This is a genomic window from Nonomuraea sp. NPDC000554 (assembly GCF_040300065.1).
Classification (GTDB): domain Bacteria; phylum Actinomycetota; class Actinomycetes; order Streptosporangiales; family Streptosporangiaceae; genus Nonomuraea.
Genome location: NZ_JBEPDC010000014.1, coordinates 213,798 through 238,346, shown reverse-complemented (window position 1 = coordinate 238,346; position 24,549 = coordinate 213,798). Strand labels below are relative to the sequence as shown.

The 24,549-nt window shown below is 72.2% G+C and carries 28 protein-coding genes; 9 read left to right on the top strand and 19 right to left on the bottom strand.

What is annotated here, in order from left to right; all coding sequences use genetic code 11:
* The first annotated feature begins 136 nt into the window (after nt 1-136).
* Complete coding sequence (locus ABT294_RS26540; protein WP_350809000.1) at nt 137-1,384, top strand: sensor histidine kinase; 1,248 nt, start codon at nt 137-139, stop codon at nt 1,382-1,384.
* On the top strand, nt 1,369-2,040 hold the full coding sequence (locus ABT294_RS26535) for a response regulator (protein ID WP_350808961.1): 672 nt from the start codon (nt 1,369-1,371) through the stop codon (nt 2,038-2,040). The genes ABT294_RS26540 and ABT294_RS26535 overlap by 16 nt, the downstream gene beginning before the upstream one ends.
* 213 nt (nt 2,041-2,253) lie before the next feature.
* On the opposite strand, the gene ABT294_RS26530 is transcribed toward ABT294_RS26535, so the two are convergent.
* From ABT294_RS26530 to ABT294_RS26520, 3 genes are all read right to left on the bottom strand, one after another.
* Nucleotides 2,254-3,399, bottom strand: a complete 1,146-nt coding sequence (locus tag ABT294_RS26530) for an RNA polymerase sigma factor (RefSeq protein WP_350808960.1) — start codon at nt 3,397-3,399, stop codon at nt 2,254-2,256.
* Nucleotides 3,396-3,803 (bottom strand): YciI family protein, encoded by a 408-nt coding sequence (locus ABT294_RS26525; RefSeq protein ID WP_350808959.1) that lies wholly within the window; start codon nt 3,801-3,803, stop codon nt 3,396-3,398. Before ABT294_RS26525 ends, ABT294_RS26530 begins: the two co-directional genes overlap by 4 nt.
* A 306-nt stretch (nt 3,804-4,109) precedes the next feature.
* Nucleotides 4,110-4,682 carry a TetR/AcrR family transcriptional regulator gene (locus ABT294_RS26520; RefSeq protein ID WP_350808958.1) on the bottom strand — a complete coding sequence of 191 codons (573 nt, stop codon included), beginning with the start codon at nt 4,680-4,682 and terminating at the stop codon, nt 4,110-4,112.
* A 90-nt stretch (nt 4,683-4,772) separates the two neighbouring features.
* On the opposite strand from ABT294_RS26520, the gene ABT294_RS26515 reads away from it, so the two are divergent.
* Nucleotides 4,773-5,555 (top strand): SDR family NAD(P)-dependent oxidoreductase, encoded by a 783-nt coding sequence (locus tag ABT294_RS26515; protein WP_350808957.1) that lies wholly within the window; start codon nt 4,773-4,775, stop codon nt 5,553-5,555.
* 92 nt (nt 5,556-5,647) lie between these two features.
* Here the strand turns inward: ABT294_RS26515 and ABT294_RS26510 are convergent, their stop codons facing one another.
* The 4 genes from ABT294_RS26510 to ABT294_RS26495 are packed head-to-tail and all read right to left on the bottom strand — an operon-like array spanning nt 5,648 to nt 7,910.
* Nucleotides 5,648-6,268: an SRPBCC family protein gene (locus ABT294_RS26510; protein ID WP_350808956.1), complete on the bottom strand. Its 621-nt coding sequence runs from the start codon at nt 6,266-6,268 to the stop codon at nt 5,648-5,650.
* Nucleotides 6,265-6,621 (bottom strand): ArsR/SmtB family transcription factor, encoded by a 357-nt coding sequence (locus ABT294_RS26505; RefSeq protein WP_350808955.1) that lies wholly within the window; start codon nt 6,619-6,621, stop codon nt 6,265-6,267. Before ABT294_RS26505 ends, ABT294_RS26510 begins: the two co-directional genes overlap by 4 nt.
* A gap of 32 nt (nt 6,622-6,653) precedes the next feature.
* A complete protein-coding gene (locus tag ABT294_RS26500) occupies nt 6,654-7,145 on the bottom strand; it encodes a MarR family winged helix-turn-helix transcriptional regulator (protein ID WP_350808954.1) in 492 nt (163 codons plus the stop codon).
* 36 nt (nt 7,146-7,181) lie between these two features.
* A complete protein-coding gene (locus ABT294_RS26495) occupies nt 7,182-7,910 on the bottom strand; it encodes a phytanoyl-CoA dioxygenase family protein (protein WP_350808953.1) in 729 nt (242 codons plus the stop codon).
* Nucleotides 7,911-8,082: 172 nt separating this feature from the next.
* On the opposite strand from ABT294_RS26495, the gene ABT294_RS26490 reads away from it, so the two are divergent.
* The gene (locus ABT294_RS26490) at nt 8,083-8,937 is read left to right on the top strand and encodes an LLM class flavin-dependent oxidoreductase (protein ID WP_350808952.1); all 855 of its coding nucleotides are present in this window, start codon (nt 8,083-8,085) and stop codon (nt 8,935-8,937) included.
* A gap of 13 nt (nt 8,938-8,950) precedes the next feature.
* Here the strand turns inward: ABT294_RS26490 and ABT294_RS26485 are convergent, their stop codons facing one another.
* Nucleotides 8,951-9,769, bottom strand: a complete 819-nt coding sequence (locus tag ABT294_RS26485; RefSeq protein ID WP_350808951.1) for a nitroreductase/quinone reductase family protein — start codon at nt 9,767-9,769, stop codon at nt 8,951-8,953.
* A gap of 332 nt (nt 9,770-10,101) precedes the next feature.
* On the opposite strand from ABT294_RS26485, the gene ABT294_RS26480 reads away from it, so the two are divergent.
* From ABT294_RS26480 to ABT294_RS26470, 3 genes are all read left to right on the top strand, one after another.
* Complete coding sequence (locus ABT294_RS26480; protein WP_350808950.1) at nt 10,102-10,455, top strand: YciI family protein; 354 nt, start codon at nt 10,102-10,104, stop codon at nt 10,453-10,455.
* Nucleotides 10,455-11,687 (top strand): RNA polymerase sigma factor, encoded by a 1,233-nt coding sequence (locus ABT294_RS26475; protein WP_350808949.1) that lies wholly within the window; start codon nt 10,455-10,457, stop codon nt 11,685-11,687. Before ABT294_RS26480 ends, ABT294_RS26475 begins: the two co-directional genes overlap by 1 nt.
* Nucleotides 11,688-11,748: 61 nt before the next feature.
* On the top strand, nt 11,749-13,515 hold the full coding sequence (locus tag ABT294_RS26470) for an MOSC domain-containing protein (protein WP_350808948.1): 1,767 nt from the start codon (nt 11,749-11,751) through the stop codon (nt 13,513-13,515).
* On the opposite strand, the gene ABT294_RS26465 is transcribed toward ABT294_RS26470, so the two are convergent.
* From ABT294_RS26465 to ABT294_RS26450, 4 genes are all read right to left on the bottom strand, one after another.
* Nucleotides 13,512-14,033 carry a GNAT family N-acetyltransferase gene (locus tag ABT294_RS26465; protein ID WP_350808947.1) on the bottom strand — a complete coding sequence of 174 codons (522 nt, stop codon included), beginning with the start codon at nt 14,031-14,033 and terminating at the stop codon, nt 13,512-13,514. The two genes, ABT294_RS26470 and ABT294_RS26465, sit on opposite strands and share 4 nt — an antisense overlap.
* Before the next feature lie 41 nt (nt 14,034-14,074).
* On the bottom strand, nt 14,075-14,632 hold the full coding sequence (locus ABT294_RS26460; RefSeq protein ID WP_350808946.1) for a helix-turn-helix domain-containing protein: 558 nt from the start codon (nt 14,630-14,632) through the stop codon (nt 14,075-14,077).
* Between the two features lie 34 nt (nt 14,633-14,666).
* Complete coding sequence (locus ABT294_RS26455; protein ID WP_350808945.1) at nt 14,667-15,263, bottom strand: hypothetical protein; 597 nt, start codon at nt 15,261-15,263, stop codon at nt 14,667-14,669.
* A gap of 174 nt (nt 15,264-15,437) precedes the next feature.
* Entirely contained in the window at nt 15,438-16,181 is a 744-nt protein-coding gene (locus tag ABT294_RS26450; RefSeq protein ID WP_350808944.1) for a 2OG-Fe(II) oxygenase, read from the bottom strand.
* Nucleotides 16,182-16,378: 197 nt separating this feature from the next.
* Here ABT294_RS26450 and ABT294_RS26445 point away from each other — a divergent pair, with 197 nt between their 5' ends.
* Nucleotides 16,379-17,689: an FAD-binding oxidoreductase gene (locus ABT294_RS26445; RefSeq protein WP_350808943.1), complete on the top strand. Its 1,311-nt coding sequence runs from the start codon at nt 16,379-16,381 to the stop codon at nt 17,687-17,689.
* A 24-nt stretch (nt 17,690-17,713) separates the two neighbouring features.
* On the opposite strand, the gene ABT294_RS26440 is transcribed toward ABT294_RS26445, so the two are convergent.
* Genes ABT294_RS26440 through ABT294_RS26430 form a run of 3 tightly spaced genes read right to left on the bottom strand, consistent with a single transcriptional unit; the run spans nt 17,714 to nt 19,682 of the window.
* A complete protein-coding gene (locus tag ABT294_RS26440; RefSeq protein WP_350808942.1) occupies nt 17,714-18,178 on the bottom strand; it encodes an OsmC family protein in 465 nt (154 codons plus the stop codon).
* Nucleotides 18,175-18,819, bottom strand: a complete 645-nt coding sequence (locus ABT294_RS26435) for a GntR family transcriptional regulator (RefSeq protein ID WP_350808941.1) — start codon at nt 18,817-18,819, stop codon at nt 18,175-18,177. The genes ABT294_RS26440 and ABT294_RS26435 overlap by 4 nt, the downstream gene beginning before the upstream one ends.
* Nucleotides 18,820-18,878: 59 nt before the next feature.
* Nucleotides 18,879-19,682 (bottom strand): helix-turn-helix transcriptional regulator, encoded by an 804-nt coding sequence (locus ABT294_RS26430; RefSeq protein ID WP_350808940.1) that lies wholly within the window; start codon nt 19,680-19,682, stop codon nt 18,879-18,881.
* A 99-nt stretch (nt 19,683-19,781) separates the two neighbouring features.
* On the opposite strand from ABT294_RS26430, the gene ABT294_RS26425 reads away from it, so the two are divergent.
* Nucleotides 19,782-20,612 (top strand): NAD(P)H-binding protein, encoded by an 831-nt coding sequence (locus tag ABT294_RS26425; RefSeq protein WP_350808939.1) that lies wholly within the window; start codon nt 19,782-19,784, stop codon nt 20,610-20,612.
* A gap of 92 nt (nt 20,613-20,704) precedes the next feature.
* On the opposite strand, the gene ABT294_RS26420 is transcribed toward ABT294_RS26425, so the two are convergent.
* Genes ABT294_RS26420 through ABT294_RS26405 form a run of 4 tightly spaced genes read right to left on the bottom strand, consistent with a single transcriptional unit; the run spans nt 20,705 to nt 24,546 of the window.
* Complete coding sequence (locus ABT294_RS26420; RefSeq protein ID WP_350808938.1) at nt 20,705-21,574, bottom strand: bile acid:sodium symporter; 870 nt, start codon at nt 21,572-21,574, stop codon at nt 20,705-20,707.
* Nucleotides 21,575-21,602: 28 nt separating this feature from the next.
* Nucleotides 21,603-22,937 (bottom strand): Dyp-type peroxidase, encoded by a 1,335-nt coding sequence (locus tag ABT294_RS26415; protein WP_350808937.1) that lies wholly within the window; start codon nt 22,935-22,937, stop codon nt 21,603-21,605.
* Between the two features lie 20 nt (nt 22,938-22,957).
* The gene (locus tag ABT294_RS26410) at nt 22,958-23,977 is read right to left on the bottom strand and encodes a hypothetical protein (RefSeq protein WP_350808936.1); all 1,020 of its coding nucleotides are present in this window, start codon (nt 23,975-23,977) and stop codon (nt 22,958-22,960) included.
* Between the two features lie 35 nt (nt 23,978-24,012).
* Nucleotides 24,013-24,546: a hypothetical protein gene (locus ABT294_RS26405; protein WP_350808935.1), complete on the bottom strand. Its 534-nt coding sequence runs from the start codon at nt 24,544-24,546 to the stop codon at nt 24,013-24,015.
* Nucleotides 24,547-24,549 lie beyond the last annotated feature (3 nt).

Genomic DNA, 24,549 nt, shown 5'->3' with positions numbered 1-24,549 from the left:
CCGCTGGGCCAGCCTCGCGGGCTGAAGACCCGGCCTCCATGGGCGTCGACCCACCAGCCGGGGTGGGAAATCTCGAGCCCAGAGTGGGGCTGGCCCCACCGTCTTCTCCTCGCCGGCAGGGCAGACTGCATCTGTGATGGGGATACGACCCGAGCCCGGCGGGCCGGCGCGGAAGGCCGCCACAGGGGTGGCGGCGTACGCGCTGGACGCGGTGAGCGGGCTGGCGGCGCTGGCGCTGAACGCCGTCACCGGCCTGGCGGCGCCGGCGCTGCTCGGACTGGTGCTGGCGAGCGGCGCCCTCGTGCCGGTGGCCGGTCTCGGGCTGGCGCCGCTCGGCCGCGGGCTCCGGCTCGTCCGCCGCCTGGCCGGGTTCCAGCGCCGCTGGGCGGGCCGGGTGCTCGGCATGGACGGCGACGTGGGGAGCGTCCCCGCCTACCAGGACGAGACCGGAGCGCGGCGGCGGGCCGCTCCGGCGTCGGCGCTGTGCCATCCTGACACCCGGCGCGAGCTGGCCTGGCTGGCCGTGCACGGTGTCACGGGCCCCGCCCCCGTGCTGGCCGTGTGGGCGATGCTGTCCGCCCTGGACTACGTCTTCTTCCGGCTGCACCCGGCGGAGCACAGCAGGCTGAACACGTTCGCCCTCAGCCTGTCCACCGTGGCCATCGCGGTGGTCGTCCTCATGGCCATCCCCCTGTTCCATACCGGCCAGGCGCGGCTGGCGTGGCTGCTGCTGGACGGCGGCCCCGCACCGGACGCGCGGATCCGGGAGCTGACCGCGTCACGGGCCGCGGTGGTCGACGAGCGCGCGGCCGAGCTGCGCCGCATCGAACGCGACCTGCACGATGGCGCGCAGGCCAAGCTGATCGCCATCCGCATGCACCTGGGGCTGGCCCGGGGCTGCCGGGACCCAGGTGAGGTGCTGCGGATGATCGACGAGGCGCGCGAGGTCGCCGGCCAAGCCCTGACGGACCTGCGGGACCTGGTGCGCGGCATCCATCCCCCGGTGCTGGCCGACCGCGGCCTGGCCGGCGCTATCGAGGCGTCCGCGCTGCTCTGCCCGATGCCGGTCGAGGTCGACATCGACCTGCCCGGCCGCCCGCAGCCGCCCGTCGAGTCCGCCGTGTACTTCGCCGCCGCCGAGGCGCTGACCAACGCGGCCAAGCACAGCGGCGCCTCCCGCGCGTGGGTGCGGCTCCGGCACGCCTCCGGCGTGCTGCGCCTGACCGTGGGCGACGACGGGCGCGGCGCGGTCCGCCCCGACGCGGGCACCGGCGTGCGCGGCATCGAGAACCGTCTGTCCGCCTTCGACGGATCGCTCACCGTGAGCAGCCCTCCGGGCGGCCCCACCGAACTGACCATGGAGCTCCCGTGCGCGTTGTCATAGCCGAAGATCTCGCACTCCTGAGGGACGGGCTGGTCCGCCTGCTGTCGGCGAACGGCTTCACCGTGGTGGAGGCGGTGGACAACGGCCCCATGCTGCTGGCGGCGCTGGTCCGGCACCGCCCGGACGTGTCCGTGGTCGACGTGCGGCTGCCGCCCGGCTTCGCCGACGAGGGGCTGCGCGCCGCGCTGGAGGCGCGCAGCCGGGTCCCGGGGCTGCCCGTGCTGATCCTGTCGCAGTACGTGGAGCAGCTGTACGCCAGGGAGTTGCTGTCCGACCGCTCCGGCGGGGTCGGGTACCTGCTCAAGGACCGGGTGGGCGACATCGACAGGTTCGTCCAGGCGGTACGCCAGGTCGCCGGAGGCGGCACCGCGATGGACCCGGAGGTCGTCTCCCAGCTGCTGACCCGCCGCAGCCGGGACGAGCCGCTGTCCGCGCTGACGCCACGGGAGCACGAGGTGCTCGCGCTGATGGCGGAAGGCATGTCCAACCTGGCCATCGCCGCCCGTTTCCAGGTCACCGACAAGGCCGTCGGCAAGCACACCAACAACATCTTCGGCAAACTCGGCCTTCCGCCCTCCGACGACCACAACCGCCGCGTCATGGCGGTCCTGGCCTATCTGCAGGCCACGCCCGCGCCGTCACGACCACCGATGTAGCACTCACTCGAACCACTTGGCATAGCTTGCAGTTCGTCAGCGCTGCAGCGCATGGGGGCCGACCGGACGACTCGGGGAGTCGGCAGGGAACGTGTCACCGGCCGCCATTGTGCGGCAGGGTCCGGTAGACGGTGGCCCTGCCGACGGAGAACAGGTCGGCGAGATTGCCGCGCTCGGCCAGGCGCTGGCGTCGGAATGCCTGCCGCCCGCCGCTCAACTGCGCAGTTGCGCGTTGAGTCGTGCGGCCTGTCGCGTGAGGTGGTCGCGTTCGGGGAGGCTGGACGCCGATCGGGCGGCTTCGGCGTAGAGCCGTGCCGCGGTCACCGGGTCACCGTCACGCTCGTGCAGGTACGCCGCGGCGGCCGTGTGACGGGGCAGGGCGGGGTCGAGTTCCGCCAGGGCGGCCAGGCCGGCCCGCGGGCCGTCGGCCTCGCCGACCGCGACGGCCCGGTTGAGGCGGGCCACCGGGCTGTCGGTGAGGCGCACCAGTTCGTCGTACCACTCGACGATCTGCACCCAGTCGGTCTCCTCGGCCGTCTGGGCGTCGGCGTGCAGCGCGGCGATGGCGGCTTGGGCCTGGAACTCGCCCAGGCGGTCGCGGGCGAGGGCCGTCTGGAGCACGTCGACGCCCTCGGCGATCAGGCGGGTGTTCCACAGGCCGCGGTCCTGCTCGGCAAGGGGGACGAGCCGGCCGTCGGGGCCGGTCCGTGCCGGGCGCCGGGCGTGGTGCAGCAGCATGAGCGCGAGCAGGCCCGCGACCTCCTCATGCTTGGTCATGACGGCCAGCTGGCGGGTGAGCCGGATCGCCTCGGCGGCGAGGTCGACGTCGCCGGAGTAGCCCTCGTTGAAGACCAGGTAGAGCACGCGCAGCACGGTGGCGACGTCCCCGGGCTGGTTGAACCGGACGCCCGCGACGGTCCGCTTGGCCCTGCTGATCCGCTGAGCCATGGTCGCCTCCGGCACGAGGTAGGCCTGCGCGATCTGACGCGTGGTCAGGCCGCCGACCGCGCGCAGCGTGAGCGCGACGGCCGAGGCCGGTGTCAGGGACGGGTGCGCGCACAGAAAGTACAGCCGGAGCGTGTCGTCAGCCGCCTCGCCCGGGCCGGGCACGGGCTCGGTCTCGACGCGTACCTCGCGGTGCCGTCGGGAGGTATCGGCGCGGGCGGCGTCGAGGAACTTACGCCAGGCCACGGTGACCAGCCAGCTCTTGGGGTCCCGCGGCGGGTCGTCCGGCCACACGCGCACGGCCTCGACCAGGGCGTCCTGCACGGCGTCCTCGGCCGCCGCGAAGTCAGCTCCGCGACGGACGAGGACACCGATCACCGTGGGCACCAGCTCCCGCAGCAGCGACTCCTTCACTCGGTCACCGTGGAGTGCTCGCCCAGGAACGGGCGCACCTCGAGCCACTCGTGGATCGGCTTGCCACCCGCACCCGGAGCCGCGGACAGTTCGCCGGCCAGCTCGAGCGCCCGCTCGTGGGTCTCGACGTCGATCACCATCCAGCCGGCGATCAGGTCCTTGGTCTCCGCGAACGGGCCGTCGGTGACCGGCGGCCGCCCTTCGCCGTCGTAGCGGACGAACGTGCCCTCCGGGGAGAGCGCCTGAGCGTCGACGAACTCGCCGGTGCCCTCGAGCCGAGCGGCGAAGTCACGCATGTACTGCACGTGGGCCGAGAGCTCCTCCGGCGTCCACTGCTCCATCGGCACGTCGTTGACCGCTGCCGGCGCGCCCCGGTAGTGCTTGAGCAGCAGGTATTTGGCCATCGTGTTTCTCCTTAGTGCGATACGGCCATTGTGGCCGTGTTCACTCCGGGGACGAAGCCGCGCGCGAGTTCTCGACATCCCACCGCGACATTTCTTGGCGGACTTCACAGACTCCGCGTACCGCGGTGGGTTGAATCCACCCCAGGCGAGCGACCTCGCGCCGCTCAGCCGCGCTGACGCCCCTCCCGCTGCCGGGCCAGCTCCTCGAGCGTGGATGAGCAAGATCTTGGGTGGGTGCGCCTCGGTGTCGATCGTCGGGGCAACCGTCGAGTTCTTGCGAAGAGCCGAGAGCTTCGGGGCGTAGAGTCAGGTGCGCTCCGTGAGCGTCCGGGCGAGGTCCACGACGACCGCGCGGCGGCGGGCCAGCGCCTGCTTGGCGTCCGGCTCGTCGAGGATCAGGCGGCGGAGCTGCGGGACCGCAAAGTTCCACGCCACCAGGCCGAGGACGGTGAAGAGGTAGTCCTGGGCGGTCGGCGCGTCGCTCAGCCCGTTGTCGAGCAGGTCGCGCACGTTGCCCTGGTAGGACGCACCGCGCTCCTCCTCGCCCTGCACCAGGCTGTCGCCCGATTCCAGGGCCTCCCACATGAGCAGCCGGATCAGCTCGGGATGCTCCTGGTACCAGTCGAACAGCAGGCCGACCGACTCGGGCAGCGAACCCGGGTCGAGGTGCACGGAGTGGCAGATCTCTTCCAGCTTGGTCCGGACCACCGCTCCGAACAGCTTCTCCTTGCCGCCGTAGTAGAGGTAGATCGCCTGCTTGTTGGCGCGGGCGTTGGCGGCGATGCGGTCGATCCTGGCCCCGGACAGGCCGTGCTCGGCGAACTCCGCGGTGGCGGCCGTGAAGATCCGCTGCCTGGTCGCCTCCGAGTCGTACGTCATGGCCAAAGTAAACCATCTAGTTGACTTTTTCTCCGCATCGCGCCATGGTGCATAAACCAACCAGATGGTTTATTTACCAGGAGAGCAGTCATGTCTGTCACCACCGTCGCCCCCGTGCCGGTCAGCCTGCCCGCGCCGCACGCCCTGAAAGGCAGCACCGTGGTCGTCATCGGCGGCAGCTCCGGCATCGGCCTGGCCGCAGGAGAGCTGCTGTCGGCGGCCGGCGCCCGCGTGGTGCTGGTGGCCCGCGACGCCGCCCGGCTGGAGGCCGCCGTGGCCCGGGTGCGCGCGTCCGGCGCGGGAGAGGTGCTGGGCCTGCCCGCCGACGGCGGCGACGAGCAGGCGCTGGAGCGGGTCTTCGACCAGGCGGGGCCGATCGGCCACGTCCTGGTGACGGCGGGCGCGCTGGGGGGCGGACTGCTCGTCGACACGCCCCGCGAGCAGGTGCAGCAGGCGGTCGACAGCCGTGTCTGGGGCGCCTACGCCGCCGCCCGCGCTGCGGCCACCCGGCTGCCCGCCGGTGGCTCGATCACGCTCAGCTCCGGCACCTACCTGGCTCGGCCCATCCCCGGCGTGGCGGCGGCGATCGCCGGCCTCGGCGCGGTCGAGGGGCTGACCCGCGCCCTGGCCGTCGAGCTGGCGCCCCGGCGGGTGCGGGTCAACACGATCCGGTACGGCGTCTTCGACACGCCGCTCTCCCGCGCCGCGATGGGCCTCACCGGCGACGAGGACGTCGCCACGGCCGGGCAGGCGTCGCTGCTCGGCCGGTTCGGCACCGCGCGGGAGGCGGCGTCGGCCTCACTGTTCCTCATGTCGAACAACTACGTCACCGGCACGGTGCTCACTGTCGACGGCGGGGCCAGCCTTGCCTGACAGGGGGCGCGGCTCACCCCTCCGCCGGGGCGGCGTTCAGACGCTCGATCTCGGCCTTGCCTCGAACATCAGCAAGGTGATGATCTTCTGCGTCACGTCTTCGGCGCCTCGTCAGGGGCGTAGAAGGTGGTCGTGTTCCGGACGGCGGATGCGGCCTGATCGGGGGTGGCCCCGGCGGCCTGGTGGGCCTCGCCCCACGCCTGGCTGCTCGCGGTGACGAAGCGCCTGCCCTCCTCGGTCAGCGCGAAGTCACTCTCGTCGATCTTCGCCCCGCCCGCCAGGTGCAGGGACAGGCCGAGCAGCGCCAGGTCCCAGCCGACGCCGACCGCTCCCGGCCCGTATTTGTCCCACATCTCGGGCGGGACGGTGGCGGTGTGCTGCAGTTCGAACTCGGTGCTTTCGCCGTCCTGTGCCAGCCGGACCTCGACCTCAGAGCCGTTGCCGCCGTACACCCAGGTGATCTTCAGCAGGGAGGGCGGCTCGCAGCGCAGGATCTCGCCGCCCGCGTTGCCCTCAAGCTGGTACGTGCCGCCGACCCGGAAGTCGCCGGTCACGGGGAGCAGCCAGCGGCCGATGCGCTCGGGGTCGGTGCAGGCGTCCCACACGTCCTCGATCGCGGCGTCGTAGCGGCGGCGCACCGAGGCGGACTTGGTATCGCCGCTCTCGCTGAGCTCGCGCCGCGCCTTCGCTATCTCGTCGATGATGTCTTTCATGTGCGCTCGTTTCTCGGAGGTGATGACTCGCCCCTGGCGCGCCGGCCGCGCGCGAGCTCTGTCGCCAGCGCGTCCAGCCGCTGTTCCCAGAAGCCGCGGAAACGCTCCAGCCACTGGTCGACCTCGCGGAGCGGGCCCGGCTCGACGGCGTACAGCCGCCGGGTGCCCTGTGCCCGCACGCTGGCGAACCCGTTGTCACGCAACACCCGCAGATGCTGCGAGACCGCCGGTTGGGAGATCCCGTGCTCGCGCTGGATCACCGCGGTGACCTCGCCCGAGCTCAGCTCGCCGTCGGCCAGCAGTTCCAGGATGCGTCGCCGGACCGGGTCGCCAAGGACGTCGAATGCATGCACTACCCGAGTATTTCAGGCCGAGCTTATATAAGTCAAACCTGGTTCTTGGGGGTGAGCATGCCGCGCAGGATGCGGTCGAGCACGACGGTGTCCTGCGGGTCGAGGTGCGAGGCCAGCCGCTGGAGGTTCGCGGCGTGCTCGGCGAGCACGATGTCGATCAGCTCGCGGCCCTTCGCGGTGAGACAGACGCGGAAACTGCGGCGGTCGGCGGGGTCCAGGCTCCGCTCGACCAGCCCGGCCGCCTCCAGCCTGTCCAGCCGGTTGGTCATGCCCGCCCGCGACATCATCAGCACCGCCGACAGCTCCGACGGGATCAGCGTGTACGGCGGCCCGGACCTGCGCAGCGCCGAGAGCACGTCGAACTCGCCCTGGCGCAGGCCGTGCCGGGTGAAGACGCGGTCGACCTCCGACTCCACGGCCCGGGTCGCCAAGGCCAGCCGCGCGAAGACCCCCATGGGCGACAGATCGAGGTCCGGCCGCTCCCGCCTCCACTGCTCCATGACCAGGTCGATCGCGTCGCTCATGCGGCTACTTTATTCGGCGCGCGACATCCGCAACCATCAGCGATCCCGGACGGCCCTGCCCAGCAGGGTGTCCTCGTCCGGAGCGAACGGCTTGGCCAGCTGGATCGGCAGCTGCGCCATGAACCGGGGCCGGGTGCCGAAGTGCTGGTCGGCGGCGTGCACGGTGAGCGGGTGCACCACGAAGGCGTCGCCCGGCTGGCCGGTGGCCCAGGCCAGCGGCCGGTCGCGGCTCACCTCGTCGAGTTGCGGCCCGAGCGCGAAGACGTCCTCCACCTGCTCCCCCAGGAGCCCGGCCACGTCGCGCTGCGAGCCCGCCCTGATGCGGGTCGGCGCGTCGTCCTGACCGACCTCGGAGAACAGCAGGAGCAGCAGCAGCGTCTCGGGACGCCCGCTGACGCCCCAACTTCCGTCGGGCCGGACGGTGTTCAAGTCGATGTGCCAGCCGCGGTCGTCGGCGGGCGGCACGTTAGGGAACCGGATCGGCACCATGCCCGCCGTGGGCCTCGGCAGCCACCGGCCGGCGCCCGCCACCGCGTCGAGCGCCGCGTGCAGGCGCGGGCTGCGGATGATCCCACCGAACGGGCCCTCGCCGGTGTTGTCGCAGGCCCACACCACGGGCTCCCGCCATGCGGACGGCTCGTCCGGCGACAGGCCGATCTGCCGCCACAGCAGCTCCCTGGCCTGGTCACCCACCTCGCGCGGCACCACAGACTCGACCTTGGCGAAACCGTCGGCGACGAAACCTTCCACGTCGATGCTCTTCATGCCTGCCACGCTATCGACGGCGTCCAACGGTTTCTGGCCGCGATAGAGTGGGCGCACTCCAGAGAACCACGCTTCCCAGAAGTGAACCGCAGAGCGGAAGCAAGCTCGCACATGGCGTGCGCAGCCAGGAGGGGCGGTGCCAGATCCGCATGCCCTTCCGAAGGAGTTCCCCATGAACGTAGGTCTCGGCCTGCCCGTCGACGACCCCGCCGCGCTGCTGACCTGGGCGAAGCGTGCCGACGCCGGCCCGTTCAGCACCCTCGGGCTGCTCGACCGCCTGGTCTACGACAACCCCGAACCGCTCGTCACGCTGGCGGCCCTCGCCGGAGCCACCTCCCGCATCCGCCTGCAGACCGAGGTGCTCATCGCGCCCGTCCACCGCACCGCCCTGCTCGCCAAGCAGACCGCCACGCTCGACCGCCTGTCCGGCGGCCGGTTCACGCTCGGCATCGGGGTCGGCGGGCGCGCGGACGACTTCCTGGCCACCGGGCTCGACGTGCACACCCGTGGCCGCAGGCTCGACGAGCAGATGTCACAGCTGCGCCGCGTCTGGGCGGGCGACGCCTACGGCGAGGGCGCCGGGCCGATCGGCCCGGCGCCCTCCCGTCCCGGCGGGCCCGAGGTGCTGTTCGGCGGGTTCGCCCCGGCCGCGATCAGGCGGGTCGCGCGCTGGGGCGACGGGTTCCTCGGCGCCGCCCTGCCGCCCCGGTTCATGGACCGGCTGTTCCGGGACGTGGAGGCGTCCTGGAAGGAGGCCGGGCGTCCGGGGCGTCCCCGGCTCGTGGCCCAGACGAACGTGGTGCTCGGGCCCGACGCGGTGGTCGAGGACGCGCGCCGGAACCTCGCCCGCTACTACGCCTTCACCGGAAACGCCGCGCATTTCGTCGACGGACTGCTCACCACGCCGGGCCGCATCCGCGAGGCCGTCACCGGCTTCACCGAGATCGGCGCCGACGAGGTGATGCTGTACTGCTGGGCCGGCGACCCCGGCCAGATCGACCGCCTGGCCGCCGCCCTGCACGGCTGACCGCCGAGGCGGGTCAGCGGTTCAGGATCGGGACCAGCTGCTCCTCCTCGTAGTCCAGGTGGGCCTCCAGCTCGCCCGTGAGCCGTTCCACCTCCTGCAGGAGCTGGGCCGGGTCCGGCGCCTCGGTGGCGAGCAGCGCCTGCAGGTCGTCCAGGAGTCGCTTGACGACCTGGTGTTCCTCGCGCAGCCTGGCCAGGGCCGGAGCGAGGTCGGGGTGCTGCTCGCCCAGGGCGCCGAACATGTGGGCGTCCTCGATGGTGTGGTGGTGTTCCAGGCCCTGGCACAGGGTGAGGCAGTTGATGCGGAGCTGCGCCCCCAGCCCGGCGCCCGACTCCGCGACCTCCTTGCGGATCAGGGCGAGCTCCCTGCGGAACGCCCCGTGCACCAGCTTGAGGAAGTCGCCGGGCCGGGTGGCGTTCGGGGTCGCGTTCAGCGGGTTCAGCGCGATCACGGGGATGACGCGGCCGGCCTCGGCCTGGTAGTCGGCCCAGCCAGGGTCGGCTTCGGCGGCCCTGGCGAAGGCGCGGTCACGCTCCGCGCCTTCCAGGGCCACGGCGTCCGCCTCGTAGGTGAAGGTGCCGTCCTCGACGGTGACCCGGGGGTTGGCGCGGATGTTGTGGTACCAGGCCGGGTGGCGCGGGGCGCCGCCCGCGGAGGCGATGACGAGCAGCCGCCCGTCACCGTCGTGGAGGTAGCCGAGCGGGGTGGTGTGACGGACGCCGGTCCTGGCGCCGGTGGTGGTCAGCAGGAGCAGCCTGGCTCCGTCGAACGGGGGCCCGACCTGGCCGTTGTTGGCGCGGAACTGGTCGATGATCTGCTGGTTGAAGTCCATGGGCATGCTTGAGCAAACTCTCCAGGGTGTGGCGGATTGGGGGCGGCATTCAGCCACCGCACGCCGGCCCGGGGGCGGTCGGAAGAGAACACGACGAGATGACCCGGGCACCGCAGGGGCGCGGGGACGACGCGCGGGGCGCGGTCAGATCAGGCGTGGCCTGTGAGTTGAGAAGTCACGACATCATCCCCCTGCATCGGTGCCTCCATGCCGCCGACGTCCTCCCGGCCGGCGACACGCGACGGGGAGATCCTACAAGGATCGTGCCGTGGTGTGTCGAAAGGGTGGCAGGCCGTTCGTGTAGAAGGTGACGTCACGAGAAGGAGGACGAGATGAAGCGATACCTGCTGAGCGTCTACCAGCCCGACGGCGGCACTCCCCCGCCCGAGTTCCTGGAGAAGGTGATGGCCGACCTCGACGTGCTGAACCGGGAGCTGAGAGAGGCCGGCGCCTGGGTCTTCAGCGCGGGGCTGCACGCCGCCAGCGCGTCCACCGTGGTGCGGGTCAAGGACGGCGAGACGCTCACGACCGACGGCCCGTACGCCGAGGGCAAGGAGCACATCGGCGGGTTCACCGTCATCAGGGCGCCCGACCTCGACGTCGCGCTCGACTGGGCGCGCAAGATGGCCACGGCGACCACGCTGCCGATCGAGGTGCGGCCCTTCCAGGACGGGGCCGACGGCTGATGCCCGACGCGGCGGAGATCGGGCGGGTGTTCCGCGAGGAGTACGGCCGGGCGGTGGCCGTCCTGGTCCGTGTCTTCGACGACATCGACGTCGCCGAGGAGGCCGTCCAGGACGCGTTCACCGTGGCTGTGCAGCGCTGGCCGGACAGCGGGCTGCCGCCGAGCCCCGCCGGATGGATCATCACGACCGCCCGCAACCGGGCGGTCGACCGCCTGCGACGGGAGGCGTCCCGTGAGCGGAGGCACGCCCAGTCCGCCCTGGTGCACGCCCGTGACGAACCGGCCGAGGAGGGCCCCGTGCGCGACGACCGGCTGCGACTGATCTTCACCTGCTGCCACCCGGCACTCGCCGTCGGCGCCCGGGTCGCCTTGACGCTGCGGCTGCTGGGAGGGCTCAGCACCGCGGAGATCGCGCACGCCTTCCTGGTGGCCGAGCCGACCATGGCGCAGCGGCTGGTCAGAGCCAAGGGCAAGATCCGCGACGCGGGCATCCCGTATCGCGTCCCGAACGAGGCGGACCTGCCCGACCGCCTCCAGGCCGTGCTGGCCGTGATCTACCTGATCTTCAACGAGGGCTACACGGCCAGCTCGGGCGGGGCGCTGGTCCGTGAGGAACTCTGCGCGGAGGGGATCCGGCTCGGACGCCTGCTGGCCGAGCTGATGCCGGACGAGCCGGAGGCCATGGGGCTGCTGGCGCTCATGCTGCTCCTCCAGTCGCGCCGGGCCGCCCGCACCATCCCGGACGGCGACCTCGTCCTCCTCGCCGACCAGGACCGGAGCCTGTGGGACCACGACCTGGTCACCGAGGGCCAGGCCATCGTCAGGCGGTGCCTGCGACGCGACCAGCCGGGCCCGTACCAGATCCAGGCGGCGATCAACGCCGTGCACGGTGACGAGCCGCCCACCGACTGGTGGCAGATCCTGCTGCTCTACGACCACCTCATGACCTTCACGCCGACCCCGGTCGTGGCGCTCAACCGCGCGGTCGCGGTGGCGGAGGTGCAGGGCCCGCAGGCGGCGCTCGCCCTCGTGGACGATCTCGACCTGGACGGCTACCACCTCTTCCACGCCGTCCGCGCGGACCTGCTGCGCCGCCTGGGCCGGGTCGCCGAGGCCGCGTCCGCGTACGAGGCGGCGATCGCCCGCACCGGGAACGCGGCGGAACGCGCCTTCCTCCGCCGGGCCCTCGAACGCCTCACCGGGCACCCCCGAGCTGCCGGGGGACGTCGCTGACCTGCGAGGATGAGGTGATAGGTCGATTCCCCCAGAGCCGTGGCCTGAGGAGGAACAACGGATGGCCAAGCTCCTGGCGGTCAACGTGGGCCTGCCCCAGGACGTCCCCTGGCAGGGCAGGACGGTTCACACCGGCGTGTGGAAGCACCCGGTCACCGGCCCGCGGATGGTGCGCCGGCTGAACATCGACGGCGACGGCCAGGGCGACCTCGTCGGGCACGGCGGCGAGCAGCGCGCCGTGCTGGTGTATCAGATCGACTCCTACCGCTACTGGCAGCGACAGCTCGGACGCGACGACTTCGGCTACGGGCAGTTCGGCGAGAACTTCACCGTCGACGGCCTGCCGGACGACGAGGTCTGCATCGGCGACCGTTACCGGATCGGCGAGGCGCTGTTCGAGGTCACCCAGCCGCGCGTCACCTGCTACCGGGTGGGCCTGCGGATGGGTGAGCCGCGGATGGCCGCCCTGCTCGTCTCCCACCACCGTCCCGGGTTCTACCTCCGCGTCCTCACCGAAGGGCTCGTGGAGGCGGGTGACGAGATCGTCAAGGTCGCCGCGGGCCCGGAGGGGATGACCGTCGCGGAGATCGACGACCTGCTCTACCTGCCGGGACATCCCCGCGGCCAGCTCGCCAGGTCGCTGCGCATCCCCGCGCTCAGCCCTGGCTGGCAGACCTCCCTGCGGGCGCTGCTCGACCAGGCGGACACCGCACCCGGGCAGCCGGCCGGCAACCCGGGGCTCACCTCCGCCGCAGGTCCCCCGCCGGCCTGGGACGGGTTCCGGCCGCTGGAGGTCACCCGCATCGACGCGGAGAGCACGAGCGTCTTCTCACTGACGCTGGCCGCGCCCGACGGCTCACCGCTGCCGTTCGCGCCCGCCGGGCAGTTCCTCACCGTCAAGCTGCGCCCGGACGGTGGCGCTCCCCCGCTCGTCCGCAGCTACTCCATGTCCGGCCCGCCGGGAGCCGCGCGGTACCGCATCAGCGTCAAGCAGGAACCGCACGGCGCCGCCAGCAGCCACCTCCGCACGCGCGTACGCGTCGGCGACGTCCTGGACTTCGCCGCGCCGCGGGGCTCCTTCACCCTGAAGAGCGGCGACAACCCGGTCCTGCTGGTGTCGGCGGGCATCGGCGCCACTCCCGTCCTCGCCATGCTGCACGCGCTCGTCGCCGAACGTTCCACGCGCGAGGTGTGGTGGCTGTACGGTGCGCGCGACGGAAGGGAGCACCCCTTCGCCCAGGAGAGCCACGCCCTGCTGTCCAGGCTGGCGAACGCGCACGAGCGGATCTGCTACAGCCGTCCGGCGCCCGGCGACCGCGAGGGCGTCGACTACGGAACCGCGGGACGGCTGTCGGTGGACCTGCTCGGCCGCTTCGGCGTTCCGCGCGGCGCCGACGCCTACCTGTGCGGCCCTCCCGGCTTCATGCGGGAGTTCCCCGCCGCGCTCGCCGCCTCCGACCTCGCCCCCGCCGGCGTCCGCACGGAGATCTTCGGGGCGGGGCCGCCCCTGACGCCCGGCCTGACCGGCGTCTCCACGCGGCCGGTGCATCCGCCCGCGGGGCCGCCCGGTACGGGGCCGGCGGTCGCGTTCGCGCGCAGCGGGCTCACCGTCGGCTGGGACCCGTCCTACTCGAGCCTGCTGGAGCTCGCGGAGGCGTGTGACGTGCCCACCCGCTGGTCATGCCGTACCGGTGTCTGCCACACCTGTGAGAGCGGCCTGCTGTCGGGCGGCGTCGCCTACTCGCCCGAGCCGGTGGAGCCGCCCGCCGCCGGGAACGTCCTGATCTGCTGCTCCCGGCCCCGAGGCGACGTCGTCCTCGATCTCTAGGCGCCGAGCCGCTTGTAGAAGAAGCTGCAGTCCTGGAGGGCGCCGCCGGGGTCGGCGGCGTAGCCGGGGACGATGCCGTAGCGGGTCCAGCCGTCGGCGAGGTAGAGGTGTTCGGCCGGGCTGCCGGCCTCGGTGTCGAGGAGCAGGAGGGTGACCCCGGCGTCGATCGCGGCCTGCTCGGCGGTGGCCAGCAGGGCGCGGGCCAGCCCCTGGCCGCGGGCGTCGCGGCGGACCATCAGCTTGACGATCTCGGCGCGGTGCCGGCCGTTGGGCTTGCGGACCAGGGCGAGGCTGATGGTGGCGTCGATGCGCGCGGTGCCGCGACAGGCCCAGACGGCGAGGTCGCCGCCGGCCACGGCCGGAGCCTGCGCGTGCCACCAGGTGACGGCCGACGCGTGGTCGAAGGGGCTCAGGAAGCCCAGGGAGGCGCCGCCCTCGACGGTGTGGGCCAGGAGGTCCGCGAGGTCGTCGACGCTGTCGGAGAACGCGTCGGCGGACAGGCGGTCGATGGTGTGCATGGGTGCGCTTCCTTCGGTGGCAGGGCAGGCGGACGGCGGTGTCACGGCAGGACGATCAGCAGCGCGTAACGCACCGGATCGGGGCCGGGGCAGCGGAACCGTGAAGGCCCCCACAGCCGGAAGCGCAGGCAGTCGCCCGCCGTCACCTCGTGCGCGTGGCCGTTGGCGGTGATCTCCACGGCCCCTTCCAGAACCCAGATGTGCTGCTCAAGCCCCGGGACCGGCGGAGTGTCGTAGGCGATGTCCGCGCCTGGACGCAGCCTCGCCTCGACGAGTTCGCCGCGCAGGCCCGCGTGGGGAGGCGATACCGACCTGCGCTCGAACCCCGACGCCTCGTCCCGCCATACCGGTTGCGCCGCCGCGCGCACCACCTGCGGAGGTTCCGACTCCACCTCTGCCAGCAACCGCGACATCGTCCGCTCGTAGACCGCGCACAGCCTGCCCAGCAGCGCGGCCGTCGGGCTGATCTCGGCGCGTTCCAGGCGCGACAGCGTCGAACGGCTGATGTCGGCCCGCCGCGCCAGATCGTCCAGCGACCAGCCGCGCTCCATCCGCAGCTCCGCCAGGCGCGCGGCGAGCCGCTCCTCCACCTCTCTCATATTGGAGACGATATCCCGTATATGGGACAGGAAGTCAAGTGTGATGCCGCCGCCGCCAGTACGCGACGGTGACGGCTCCCAGCAGCGGCCCCCACAGCAGCAGCGGCGCGTAGGCCGCGACGGCCAGCAGCCCCTGCCAGTCGTGGACGTTCAGCGGGAAGTCCGCCGGAAGCGGCTGGCCGTGGACGTCGAGCCCGAGAGCGACGATGACCCCCGCCAGCGTCCACATGCACGTCAGCGCGACGGCACCCGCGGCGGCGGGGACGACGGCGGCGAGCGCCGGCACCCTCCGCCCGCGCAGGCCCGGGATCCAGCGCGGGAACACCTCCCCCCACCTGGAGATCAGCCCGACGGCCGTGAACGCCACCAGCTCGGAGAAGACCGACAACAGCACCACGTACAGCTCTACCGGCAGCCACGACGGGATCTCCCCGGGGCCCTGCTCGCCACGGGCGATCGGCGCGTGGAAGGTGACCGCGGCGATCCGCCAGACGCTGGACGGCAGCACGGTGAACGGGATGGTGTAGGCGGCGATCCGCGCCCAGCGCGGAACCCCGTCCACGGGGGCGTGCGCGGCCGTCCAGGCGGCGCGCAGCCTCCCGGACGGTGGCGCTTCGGTGAGGGTGGTCATCACGATCCTTCAGGCCGCGGGCATGGCCTGCCCGGTCTGAATCCGAAGATCGCAGCCACTCCGGGCCCTGGTCATCCCCCACGCGAGGGAGACGGCCCACCGATCGGATGATCAGCGCAGCCGGCGCGTTCGGTGGTCGAAGCCCCATGCGCTCCGGACAGGCCCGGCGGCACGTCAGCGGGCGTTGTGGAAGATGACGCCCAGAACGTTGCGACGGCCGGATTCGACGGTGCCGGTGCCGTGACGCATCGGATGGCGGCGGTAGCCGTGGCTCCCCCGCACCGGGCGGTGCCGCACCGGGAAGATCATGCCTTGGCCCAGACGCGGCTTGACGACGATCGCGCGTGACTGGGAACGGGGCCGCTGCTCCACGAAGACGTTCTCGCCGCCGGTGAAGTCCCGGCCCGGCTCGTTGAGCATGACGGCGAGCTGCAACGGGAACACGACCTCGCCGTAGACGTCCTGGTGCAGGCAGGCGTGGTCACCGGGGCCGTAGCGCAGGATCAGCGGCGTCGGACGGAGCTGGCCGTTCGCGGCGCACTCGGCGACCAGCCCGGCGTGCTCGAGCGGGAAGGTCCGTTCGCCGAGCTGGGCGGCCCACTGGTTGGCGATCCACGCCAGCGGCGGGTACAGCGACTCGCGCAACGTCCTGATCAGGTCCGGGAGCGGGTCGGCGTAGTACCGGTAGGTGCCGCGGCCGAACGCGTGGCGCTGCATCACGACGGTGCTGCGGAACAGTTCGGGCCGGTCGAAGGTGGCGGCGAGGCCGGCGCACTGGGCCGGCGACAGCAGCGGCGGCGTGACGGCGACGCCGTCGCCGTCGAGCTGGTGATGGAGGTCGCCCCAGTCCAGGTCGCCGAGCGCGGGCAGGTCGGGGTGGTGCGGGATCGCCGGCGCCTCGCCGTACAGCGGGAGCATGGTGCGGGACTCCTTGCGTATTGTTTCGTGGAGCGGCGCCGGTCGGCGCCGCCTGAGCGTATGGGCGCCTCGCCGCCGTGTCTGGCGGGAAAAAGACTTCGCGGCCGGAGCTGTCACATTCCAGGGCGCTGTCCCGTCATGGTGGTGACGGACCGAGGCGTCCGGACCCCACTGCTGACGTACGAAAGAGAACAATCATGAGCAACCTCAACGACCTGCGCTCCCGTGTCCGCGGCTCCGTGGTGCTGGACGGGGACGACGTCTTCGAGCAGGCCCGCAGGCCGTGGAACCTGGCCGTCGAGCAGCCGGTGGCGGCGGTGGTCGAGGCCGCCGACGCCGACGACGTGGCGGCACTGGTCCGCTACGCCCGCGACGCGGGGCTGACGGTGTCGGCCCAGCCCAACGGCCACGGCGCCACGGGCGACGTGGCCGGAGTGATCCTCCTGCGCACCCGCAAGCTGGACGAGCTCCGGGTGGACGCCGACGCCCGCACGGCCCGCGTCGGCGCGGGCGTGGCCTGGGGGCAGGTGCAGGCCGTGGCCGCCCCGCAGGGCCTGACCGGGCTGCCGGGCAGCTCGCCGGTGGTCAGCGTGGTCGGCTACACCCTCGGCGGCGGGCTCAGCTGGTTCGGCCGCAGGCACGGATGGGCCGCCGACAGCGTCACCGCCTTCGAGATCGTCGACGCCGACGGGAACCGGGCCCGGGTCACCGCCGACTCCGACGCCGACCTGTTCTGGGCGCTGCGCGGCGGCGGTGGCGACTACGCGCTGGTCACCGCGATGGAGTTCGACCTGCACCCCGCGCCCGCCCTGTACGGCGGCCGCCTGCTCTGGCCCGCCCAGCAGGCGCCGCAGGTGCTCGACGCCTTCCGCCAGATCACCGCGGACGCGCCCGAGGAGCTGACCCTGTGGCTGGACCTGATGCAGTTCCCCGGCTCGGCCCCGATGGTGGCCGTGGACGTCACCTACCTGGGTGAGGCGGCCGAGGCGCAGGCGCTGCTGCGTCCGCTCGACCAGGTCGGCGGTCCGCTGTCGGACAGCCGGAAGGTCATGCCGGTCGCCGAGCTGGGCTCCATCGCCGGCGAGCCGACGGACCCCTCGCCCGGCTTGTCGCGCGCCGAGCTGCTGACCGACCTGGACGACAGGGTCGCCAAGATCCTGCTCGAAGACCCGATCGCGCCCCTGATGGGCGTGCAGCTCCGGCACCTGGGCGGCGCGTTCGCCCGGCCCTCCGACAGCCCGCACGGCCCGCTGACCGAGGGCTACTCCCTCTACATGTTCGGCGTGCCGTTCGCTCCGGACGTCGCCGAGGGCATCCGCGGCAGAGGGCGGCAGCTGTCCGAGGCCCTGGCCCCGTACGTGAGCGGGCGCAAGCCCTTCACCTATCTGGCGTCCGACGAGACGGCGGCGACCGCGTTCTCCCCCGACGCGCTGGCCCGGCTGCGGGAGATCAAGCGGCGGCGCGACCCCCGCGGGGTCATCCGCAGCAACTTCCCCGTGTCGGCCTGACAGGCGTGGCGGGCCGGGGCCGGCTCAGCCCGCCACCCGGATTCTGGGAACGTTCCGGACCGGGAAGTTCACCGAGTTCGCCACGAAGCAAGCTTCGTGCGCGTCGTGGTGCAGCGCGGCGGCCTTGTCGGCCATGTCCGGGTCGGACACGGTCACCACCGGGTTCAGGACGACCTCGGTGAACCGGCCGCCGTTGCCGGGAGTCTCCTGCATGCGTCCGCGGGCGGTGTCCTCGTAGGCGGTGACGACCACGCGGTGGCGGGCGCACAGCGCCAGGTAGGTGAGCATGTGGCACTGCGACAGCGAGGCGACCAGGAAGTCCTCCGGGTTCCAGCGCGCCGGGTCGCCGAGGAAGGCCGGGTCAGAACTGGCCTTGATGACCGGTTTGCCGTCGGCCGAGACGTCATGGGCCCGGTCGTAGGCGCGGTAGCCGCCGCCCGTGTCGCCCGTCCACCGTACGGTGACCTCGTAGTCGTGTTCCTTGCTCATGCCTGTGCTCCTTCGGGTCGCTCGGGCTGGGCGGACAGCGTCGCCATGATGTGGGCGCGGGCGGCGGCGACGGCGGCGTCGGGGTCCCCCGCGGTGATCGCCTCGATCAGCGTGCGGTGCTCGCCGTCCACCTGTGCGGGACGGCTCGGCGTGGTCAGCGAGGTGCGGGTGGAGACGGTGATCTGGTCCCAGACCCGGTCGAGGACGTCCAGGGCCAGGGGGTTGTCGGCGAGGACGGCGACGTGCCGGTGGAAGGCGCGGTTGTGCAGCACGCCGGCCGCGAGGTCGCCGTCCCGGGTGGCCCGGTCCGCCAGGTCGGCGTACTGGACCAGGCGGTTCAGCGCGGCGGGCGAGATCTCCCCCGCCTGTTGCCGCCGTGCGGCCAGCTCCGCGGCGAGCCCTTCCAGCGACGCCCGGACGAGGTAGGCGTCACGCAGCGCCTTGCCGTCGAGCTCCACCACGGTCATCCCGCGCCGTCCGCCGTGTACCAGCCCGTCGCTCTCCAGCTTCCGCAGCGCCTCACGGACGGGCGTGCGGCTGACCTCCAGCCGCTCGGACAGGTCGAACTCGGTGACCCGCTGCCCGGGCAGGTAGGCCCCGGACAGGATCAGCTCGCGCACCCTGTCATAGGTCGTCTCCACAGCAGCCCTCCTTTTGCATACATAGGTATACCATGCATGCACTTCAGAATCGAGAGGGCCTACAGGCTGCGAAGGAGCTGGAGCGCGTCGTGGGAGGTGGTGCCGGGTGCGGCGGTGAAGAGGATGATCCGCTGGTCGAGCCCGGGGACGGGCAGGAACTCGCAGTCGAGCTCCAGCTCCCCCGCGATCGGGTGGCAGGACCGCTTGGTCGTGGACCGGTGGACCTCGACCTCGTGCGCCGCCCACACCGCGGCGAACTCCTCGCTGCTCGCCGACAGCTCGTCGACCAGTTTCCGGACGGCCGGATCGGTGGGATACCTCCCCGTGGCCCGCAGGTCGGCGACACACCGGCGCGCGAACCGCCGCTCGCTGTCGCTCTGGGCCCGCGGGTCGCCGCCGAACAGCCAGCGGAGCGTGTTGCGCGCATGCGGCGGGTGCGCGGCCGGGTCGCCGATCAGCGCGACCGCCATCCGGTTCCAGGCGAGCATGTCGTAACAGGCATTGATCACCATGGCCGGGACGTCGTCGAGCCGCTCCAGCAACCGCAGCACGTTCGCCGGCACCTCCTGGGAGGGCTCGGCCGGGACAGGGGCCTGGCCGGCGAGGCGCAGCAGGTAGTCGTGCTCGTCGCCGGACAGCCGCAGGGCACGGGCCAGCGCCGTGAGCATCTGCCTGGACGGGTGCGGCCCGCGTCCCTGCTCGAGCCGGATGTAGTAGTCGACCGACATGCCGGCGAGCAGCGCGAGCTCTTCCCGGCGCAGCCCGGGCGTCTGCCGGCGGCCGCCAGGGACGAGCCCTACGTCGGCGGGCCGGGTGCGCGACCGCCGGTTGCGCAGGAAATCGGCGAGTTCCCCCCTGTCCATCCCCTAAGGATGGCCGATCCGCGCGAACGCCTGGTAATGGCGGTCCTAGGCCAAACGCTGCCTACCCCGCCTCTCGGGGCGGCGACCAGCATGGCAGGCATGAAGATTCTGGTCACCGGAGCGCGCGGCCGTGTCGCGCGCAGTGTTGTCATGCAACTCCTGGAGGCCGGGCAGGAGGTCCGCGCCGCTGGACGCGATCCCGGCACCGTCTCCTTGCCGGCGGGAGTCCAGGTGGTCGGCGCGGACCTCGCCCGCCCCGAAACCTTGGGGCCGGCTCTGACCGGTGTGTCCAAGGTGTTCCTGTACGCCGCGCACGACGGCGTCGCCGGTTTCGTGGCCGAGGCCCGCGAGGCGAGCGTCGAGCACATCGTGCTGCTGTCGGCGCAGGGGGCGTCAGCGGGGTCCGAGGATCGGATCGCGCGGATGCACGGGGTGGCGGAGCGGGACGTGGCCGGTTCGGAGATCGCGTGGACGTTCCTGCGGCCCGGCGCTTTCGCCACCAACACGCTGCAGTGGGCCGCGTCGATCAGGGCCGAAGGCGTGGTGCGTGACCCGTTCCCGGACGCGCAGGTGGCCGCGGTCCACGAGGCCGACATCGCGGCGGTCGCCGTGCGGGCGCTGCTGGATCCCGGCCACCAAGGGGCCGCGCACGTTCTGACGGGCCCGCAGTCGGTGACCCAGCGGGAGCAGGTCGAACTGATCGGCGCGGCCATCGGGCGGCGGGTGGAGTTCGCCGAGCTGGACGTGGAGGACTACCGCCGGACGCTGGCCCGGTGGGGTCCTCCGGAGGTCGCCGACGCCCTCGTCCGCCACATGGTCGAGGCCGTGGAGAGTCCCGCGCTCGTCACGGACGCCGTCCAGGACGTGACCGGCAGGCCGGCGCGCTCCTTCGCGGAGTGGGCCGCGGACCACGCCGCCGACTTCGCCTGATCCGCTGCTGGGCCGCGCCGACTGCGGTCTTCTGTTCGCGTCGCGAGCCGTATTGGTTCGTGACGCGAACTGGCAGGTCGCCCGCCTGGGACTCAGGTCGTGCCGCCGGCCCGTCGGCGGCTGAGCACCGCGGCGATCGTCACGGCCGCGGCCAGGCCGCTGAGCAGCACCGCGGCCAGCGCTCCCAGGACGCCCGGCGTGTCGCTGAAGGCGATGCCGACCGCGGCCAGCGCGGGCCCGGCGTTGCGCACCGCGGCGACGCCCCCCATGGTGGTGCGGCGTACCAGCGCTCCGGTGGCCAGCACGGTGCCGGTGGCGAAGGCGGCCACGGACAGGACGACCCCCGCCAACAGGGTGCGTGAGCCGATCAGCGCGACGACGTCGTGCCAGTTGCCCAGCAGCATGCCCGCCAGCACGATCAGGAACGTCACGTTCGACACTCCGGCGGCGACGGGTCGCCAGGACTGGGCCGTGGACGGCGCGAAGTGGCGCACGATCAGCCCGATGGCGAACGGGATGAGCTGCAGAACGGCCACCGTCCGCACCAGCGCGGCGACGTCCAGGGAGATCCCCGCGGCGACCTTGGCCGCGGCGAGGATGGCGTTGGCCGTCAGGCCGAAGGTGACGCTGCCGACGGCGGCGAGCAGCACCTGCATCGCCGCGCCCGCGACCACGTCTCCTTTCTGCACCATGCCGAGCTTCGCCCCGAACGGCCCGCCCGGCGACGAGGCCACCAGCACCATCGCGATGAACGCCGCCGTGGGCAGGCCGAACAGCGCGGCGACGCCCCAGCCCAGCAGCGGGACGACCACCAGGTTGGCCAGCAACGCCAGCAGCGGCAACAACGGGTTGGCGAAGATCGCGCGCAGCGCGGGCAGCGTGGCTCCCAGGCCGGCGGTGAACATGGTGGCCGCGATGAAGATCACGGTGATCGCGTTGAACAGCGGCTGCAGCGTGGCCATGCCCCCTCCACCCCGGTCTCAGGTGGTTTCAGTCCTTGAGATCGCCCAGCCAGCTCAGGGCGTTGAGCCCGGGCATGAAGCAGTACTCTCCGCCGCGGGTGACGACGAACCGCGGCAGCGCCCGCAGGCGGCGCCGCAGCGGCCTTCGGGGGACGGTGAAGTCGCCGGAGCCGTCGTTGGCGCCGACGATGGGGTCTCGGGTGCCGGCCGCGCCGAAGAAGACGCCGTCGTTCATCCATTCGGACTGGACGAACTCGAACTGCCGCCCCAGATGCGCCCCGATGAAGGTGAACATCAGCCCGCGGTCGGCCCCGTCGTCCTCCAGGACCCCCTCGGGCAGCGGCGGGCCGTAGGCGGTGCCGCGTCTGATCATCCGGTGCAGCCTCGGCTCGCCCGCCACTGCCGCGTCGCGCGGATTGCCTCGGCGGATGTGACAGCCGCCGGGAGTGACGAATCCCGCCGGGTCGTCGCGCTCGTACAGGAAGGCGTTGTTGCGGCGAGGGTCGGCGCCGAGGCCGGGGTCGTCGCACGACGGGCTGAGTGCCAGCGGCGCGCCGCTGCGCCAGCGTCCCATGAGCTTCGCGGCCAGCAGTTCCTCGTCCTCCGGGCCGGTGGAGTTGTCCCTCAGGTACTGCCGGAAGGCGGCGACACGTTGGTGGAGTTTGCGGAAGGCCACGTAGGTGCCGTTGCGCCCGAGAATGTCGGGCTGCGGGGTCTGGACGCCGCCGAGCTCGTCGGGGTAGCCGAGCACGAACTCCCCGGCCTTGAGCGGCGGCGCCAGCGGGTTGGATCCGGCGAAGCCGCTGCCTTCGACGGCCGGGTGGCTGATGCCGTCACGGTAGCCGAACGGCTCGGCCTCGGTGGGCAGCGCGTGGCAGTTCTGCCGCCAGATCGCGGTCACGCCGGAAAGGCGGTGATAGGCCGGGCGGGCACGGTCGACGGCCGCTTCCAGCCGGGCGCTGTCCGGTGCGACCGCCACCAGCACCACGTGCACGTCGGACGTGCCCAGCGGCGCCTCCCAGTGCTCGGGGCCGCTCTCGCCGACGTCGCCCAGCGCCGTCGCCCGGGCGGCCATCCCCTGCCGGAACTCCCAGGCGAACGTCTCCAGCGCCTGCGGCGGTACCCCCAGCGCCTTGAGGCCGTGGAAGGTGAGCGCGACGCTCACCCAGGTCTCGCCCAGAGGGTTCACCGTGTCGGCGGCCGAGGTCACCGCCGCGCGCACGCGCCGCATCAGCTCCCGCCCGTGCGCGCGGTCGTCGATCCGGAACAGGATGTAGGTCGCCGCGTACGGGGTGGGCCGCGGGCTGAGGACCCCGCGCTGGATGTCGTCGAGTTCGAGCGCGACGTGCGTTGGTGCGGTCACGGACTCCCCTCCCCGGGGTGCTACTTCGCCGAGGCGATGTTTCTCCAGAAGGCGCGCAGGCTCTCGTCGCCGCCGAACAGCGTGCTGAAGATCGTCGAGTCGGCCAGGAGCACGTCACCGGCCCGCTCCCCGGTGGGGGGCATCCACAGGAACATGTTGAACTCCGTGTTGCCGGCCTCGGTGAAGGGGTGCGGTGGCCTGGACAGGTCGATCGGCTGCCTGCCCAGCACGTGGATGCCGTCCGGGTGGTCGCTCGTCAGGGCGTAGTGCGGCAGGTGCATGTGGAAGTTGAAGTTGGTCACGCCGTCCAGCCACCCTTTGGTGTCCAGATCCTTGGTGATGGACAGCGGCGCGATCTTGCCGGCTTCCCGCACTGCGGGCCGCAGCCCGTAGCGGTTCTCGACCGGCACGCCCAGCCCGCGCATCAGGCCTCGGACGTAACGGGCGAAGCGTTGCTGGCGAGGCACCAGCGGGTCGCCGTGGTGGCGATACTCCGCCTCGCGCACGGCCAGGTCGTCCGACGCCCCCACGTCGTGGTGCGGCCCCAGCACCAGGCAGGTCTCCTCGCGGGTGAGGAAGTGCCGCAGCGCCTCGATCTCCTCAGGCTCGGCCTCCTGCCCGGTGACCATGTGGTCCAGCCCGAACACCAGCAGGGTGTCGGTGTCGGCCAGCACCCGCTCGTCCAGCACGGTACGGAAACCGGCCTGGTCGATGCGCTGGTACACCGGCACGGGGTGGCCGGTGGTCTCCTCGACGAACTGCTGGAACAGCACCCAGCCCCAGAAGAACAACTCCAGCGATCCGGCGATGCCCTGCTGGAACTGCAGCGGGTCAGACCACCGGGGCTCTTCGTAGGCGGGCCAGTTCACCCGCCGGACCTCGGTCATCGTGGAGAAGCGGTTGTCGAGCTCGGCCGGGTTCCTGCCCGCCTCGGCCGGAAAGCTCCATGAGACGTAGATGCTCACCCGCCGCCGCCCGGGGGTGTACGCGCGCGGCACGTGATTCTGGTTGTAGGTGCGGGCGGTCCTGAACTCGCTCATCTCGCCTCCGATCGACAGCGGGACACCCTGTTGACTCACTGCATCTGGTCGAGCATCTCCGACAGGGCGTTCTTGATCTTCAGCGCCTTCTTGACCTCGTCGGCGGTGACGTACGGATACTCGCCGTACTCGATGAAGCTCGGGCAGTGGTGCTCGCGGACGAACCTGATGAACGCCTCGGGGTTGGTCTTCCAGTCCTCGGGGAACCCTTCGAGGTTCTCGAAGGCCGTGTTCACCCCCGCCTTGCTGAACAGGGCGATGGCGTCTTCGGTGTACTTGTCGAAGTCGGTGTCGAAGATCCCCTGGTACATGAACCGGGTGTCGTCATCGAAGAGCACCCAGCGCAGGTAGTGCAGTTTCAGCGGTGCGAGCAGATGCGGGTCGGCTTCCAGCGCCTTGGCCAGCGCGTTGCCGTAGGTGCGGATCGCCTCGGCCCGGCCGGGCTTGACCTTGGCGATGATGGTGAACCCGTAGCAGGCCGGGGTCCTGGGAAAGACGGGGCCGTACTTGCCCTGTTCGAGGTGGTCGGTCTCCTTGGGAATGACCACTGCCTGCGGCGTGATGTCCATGTC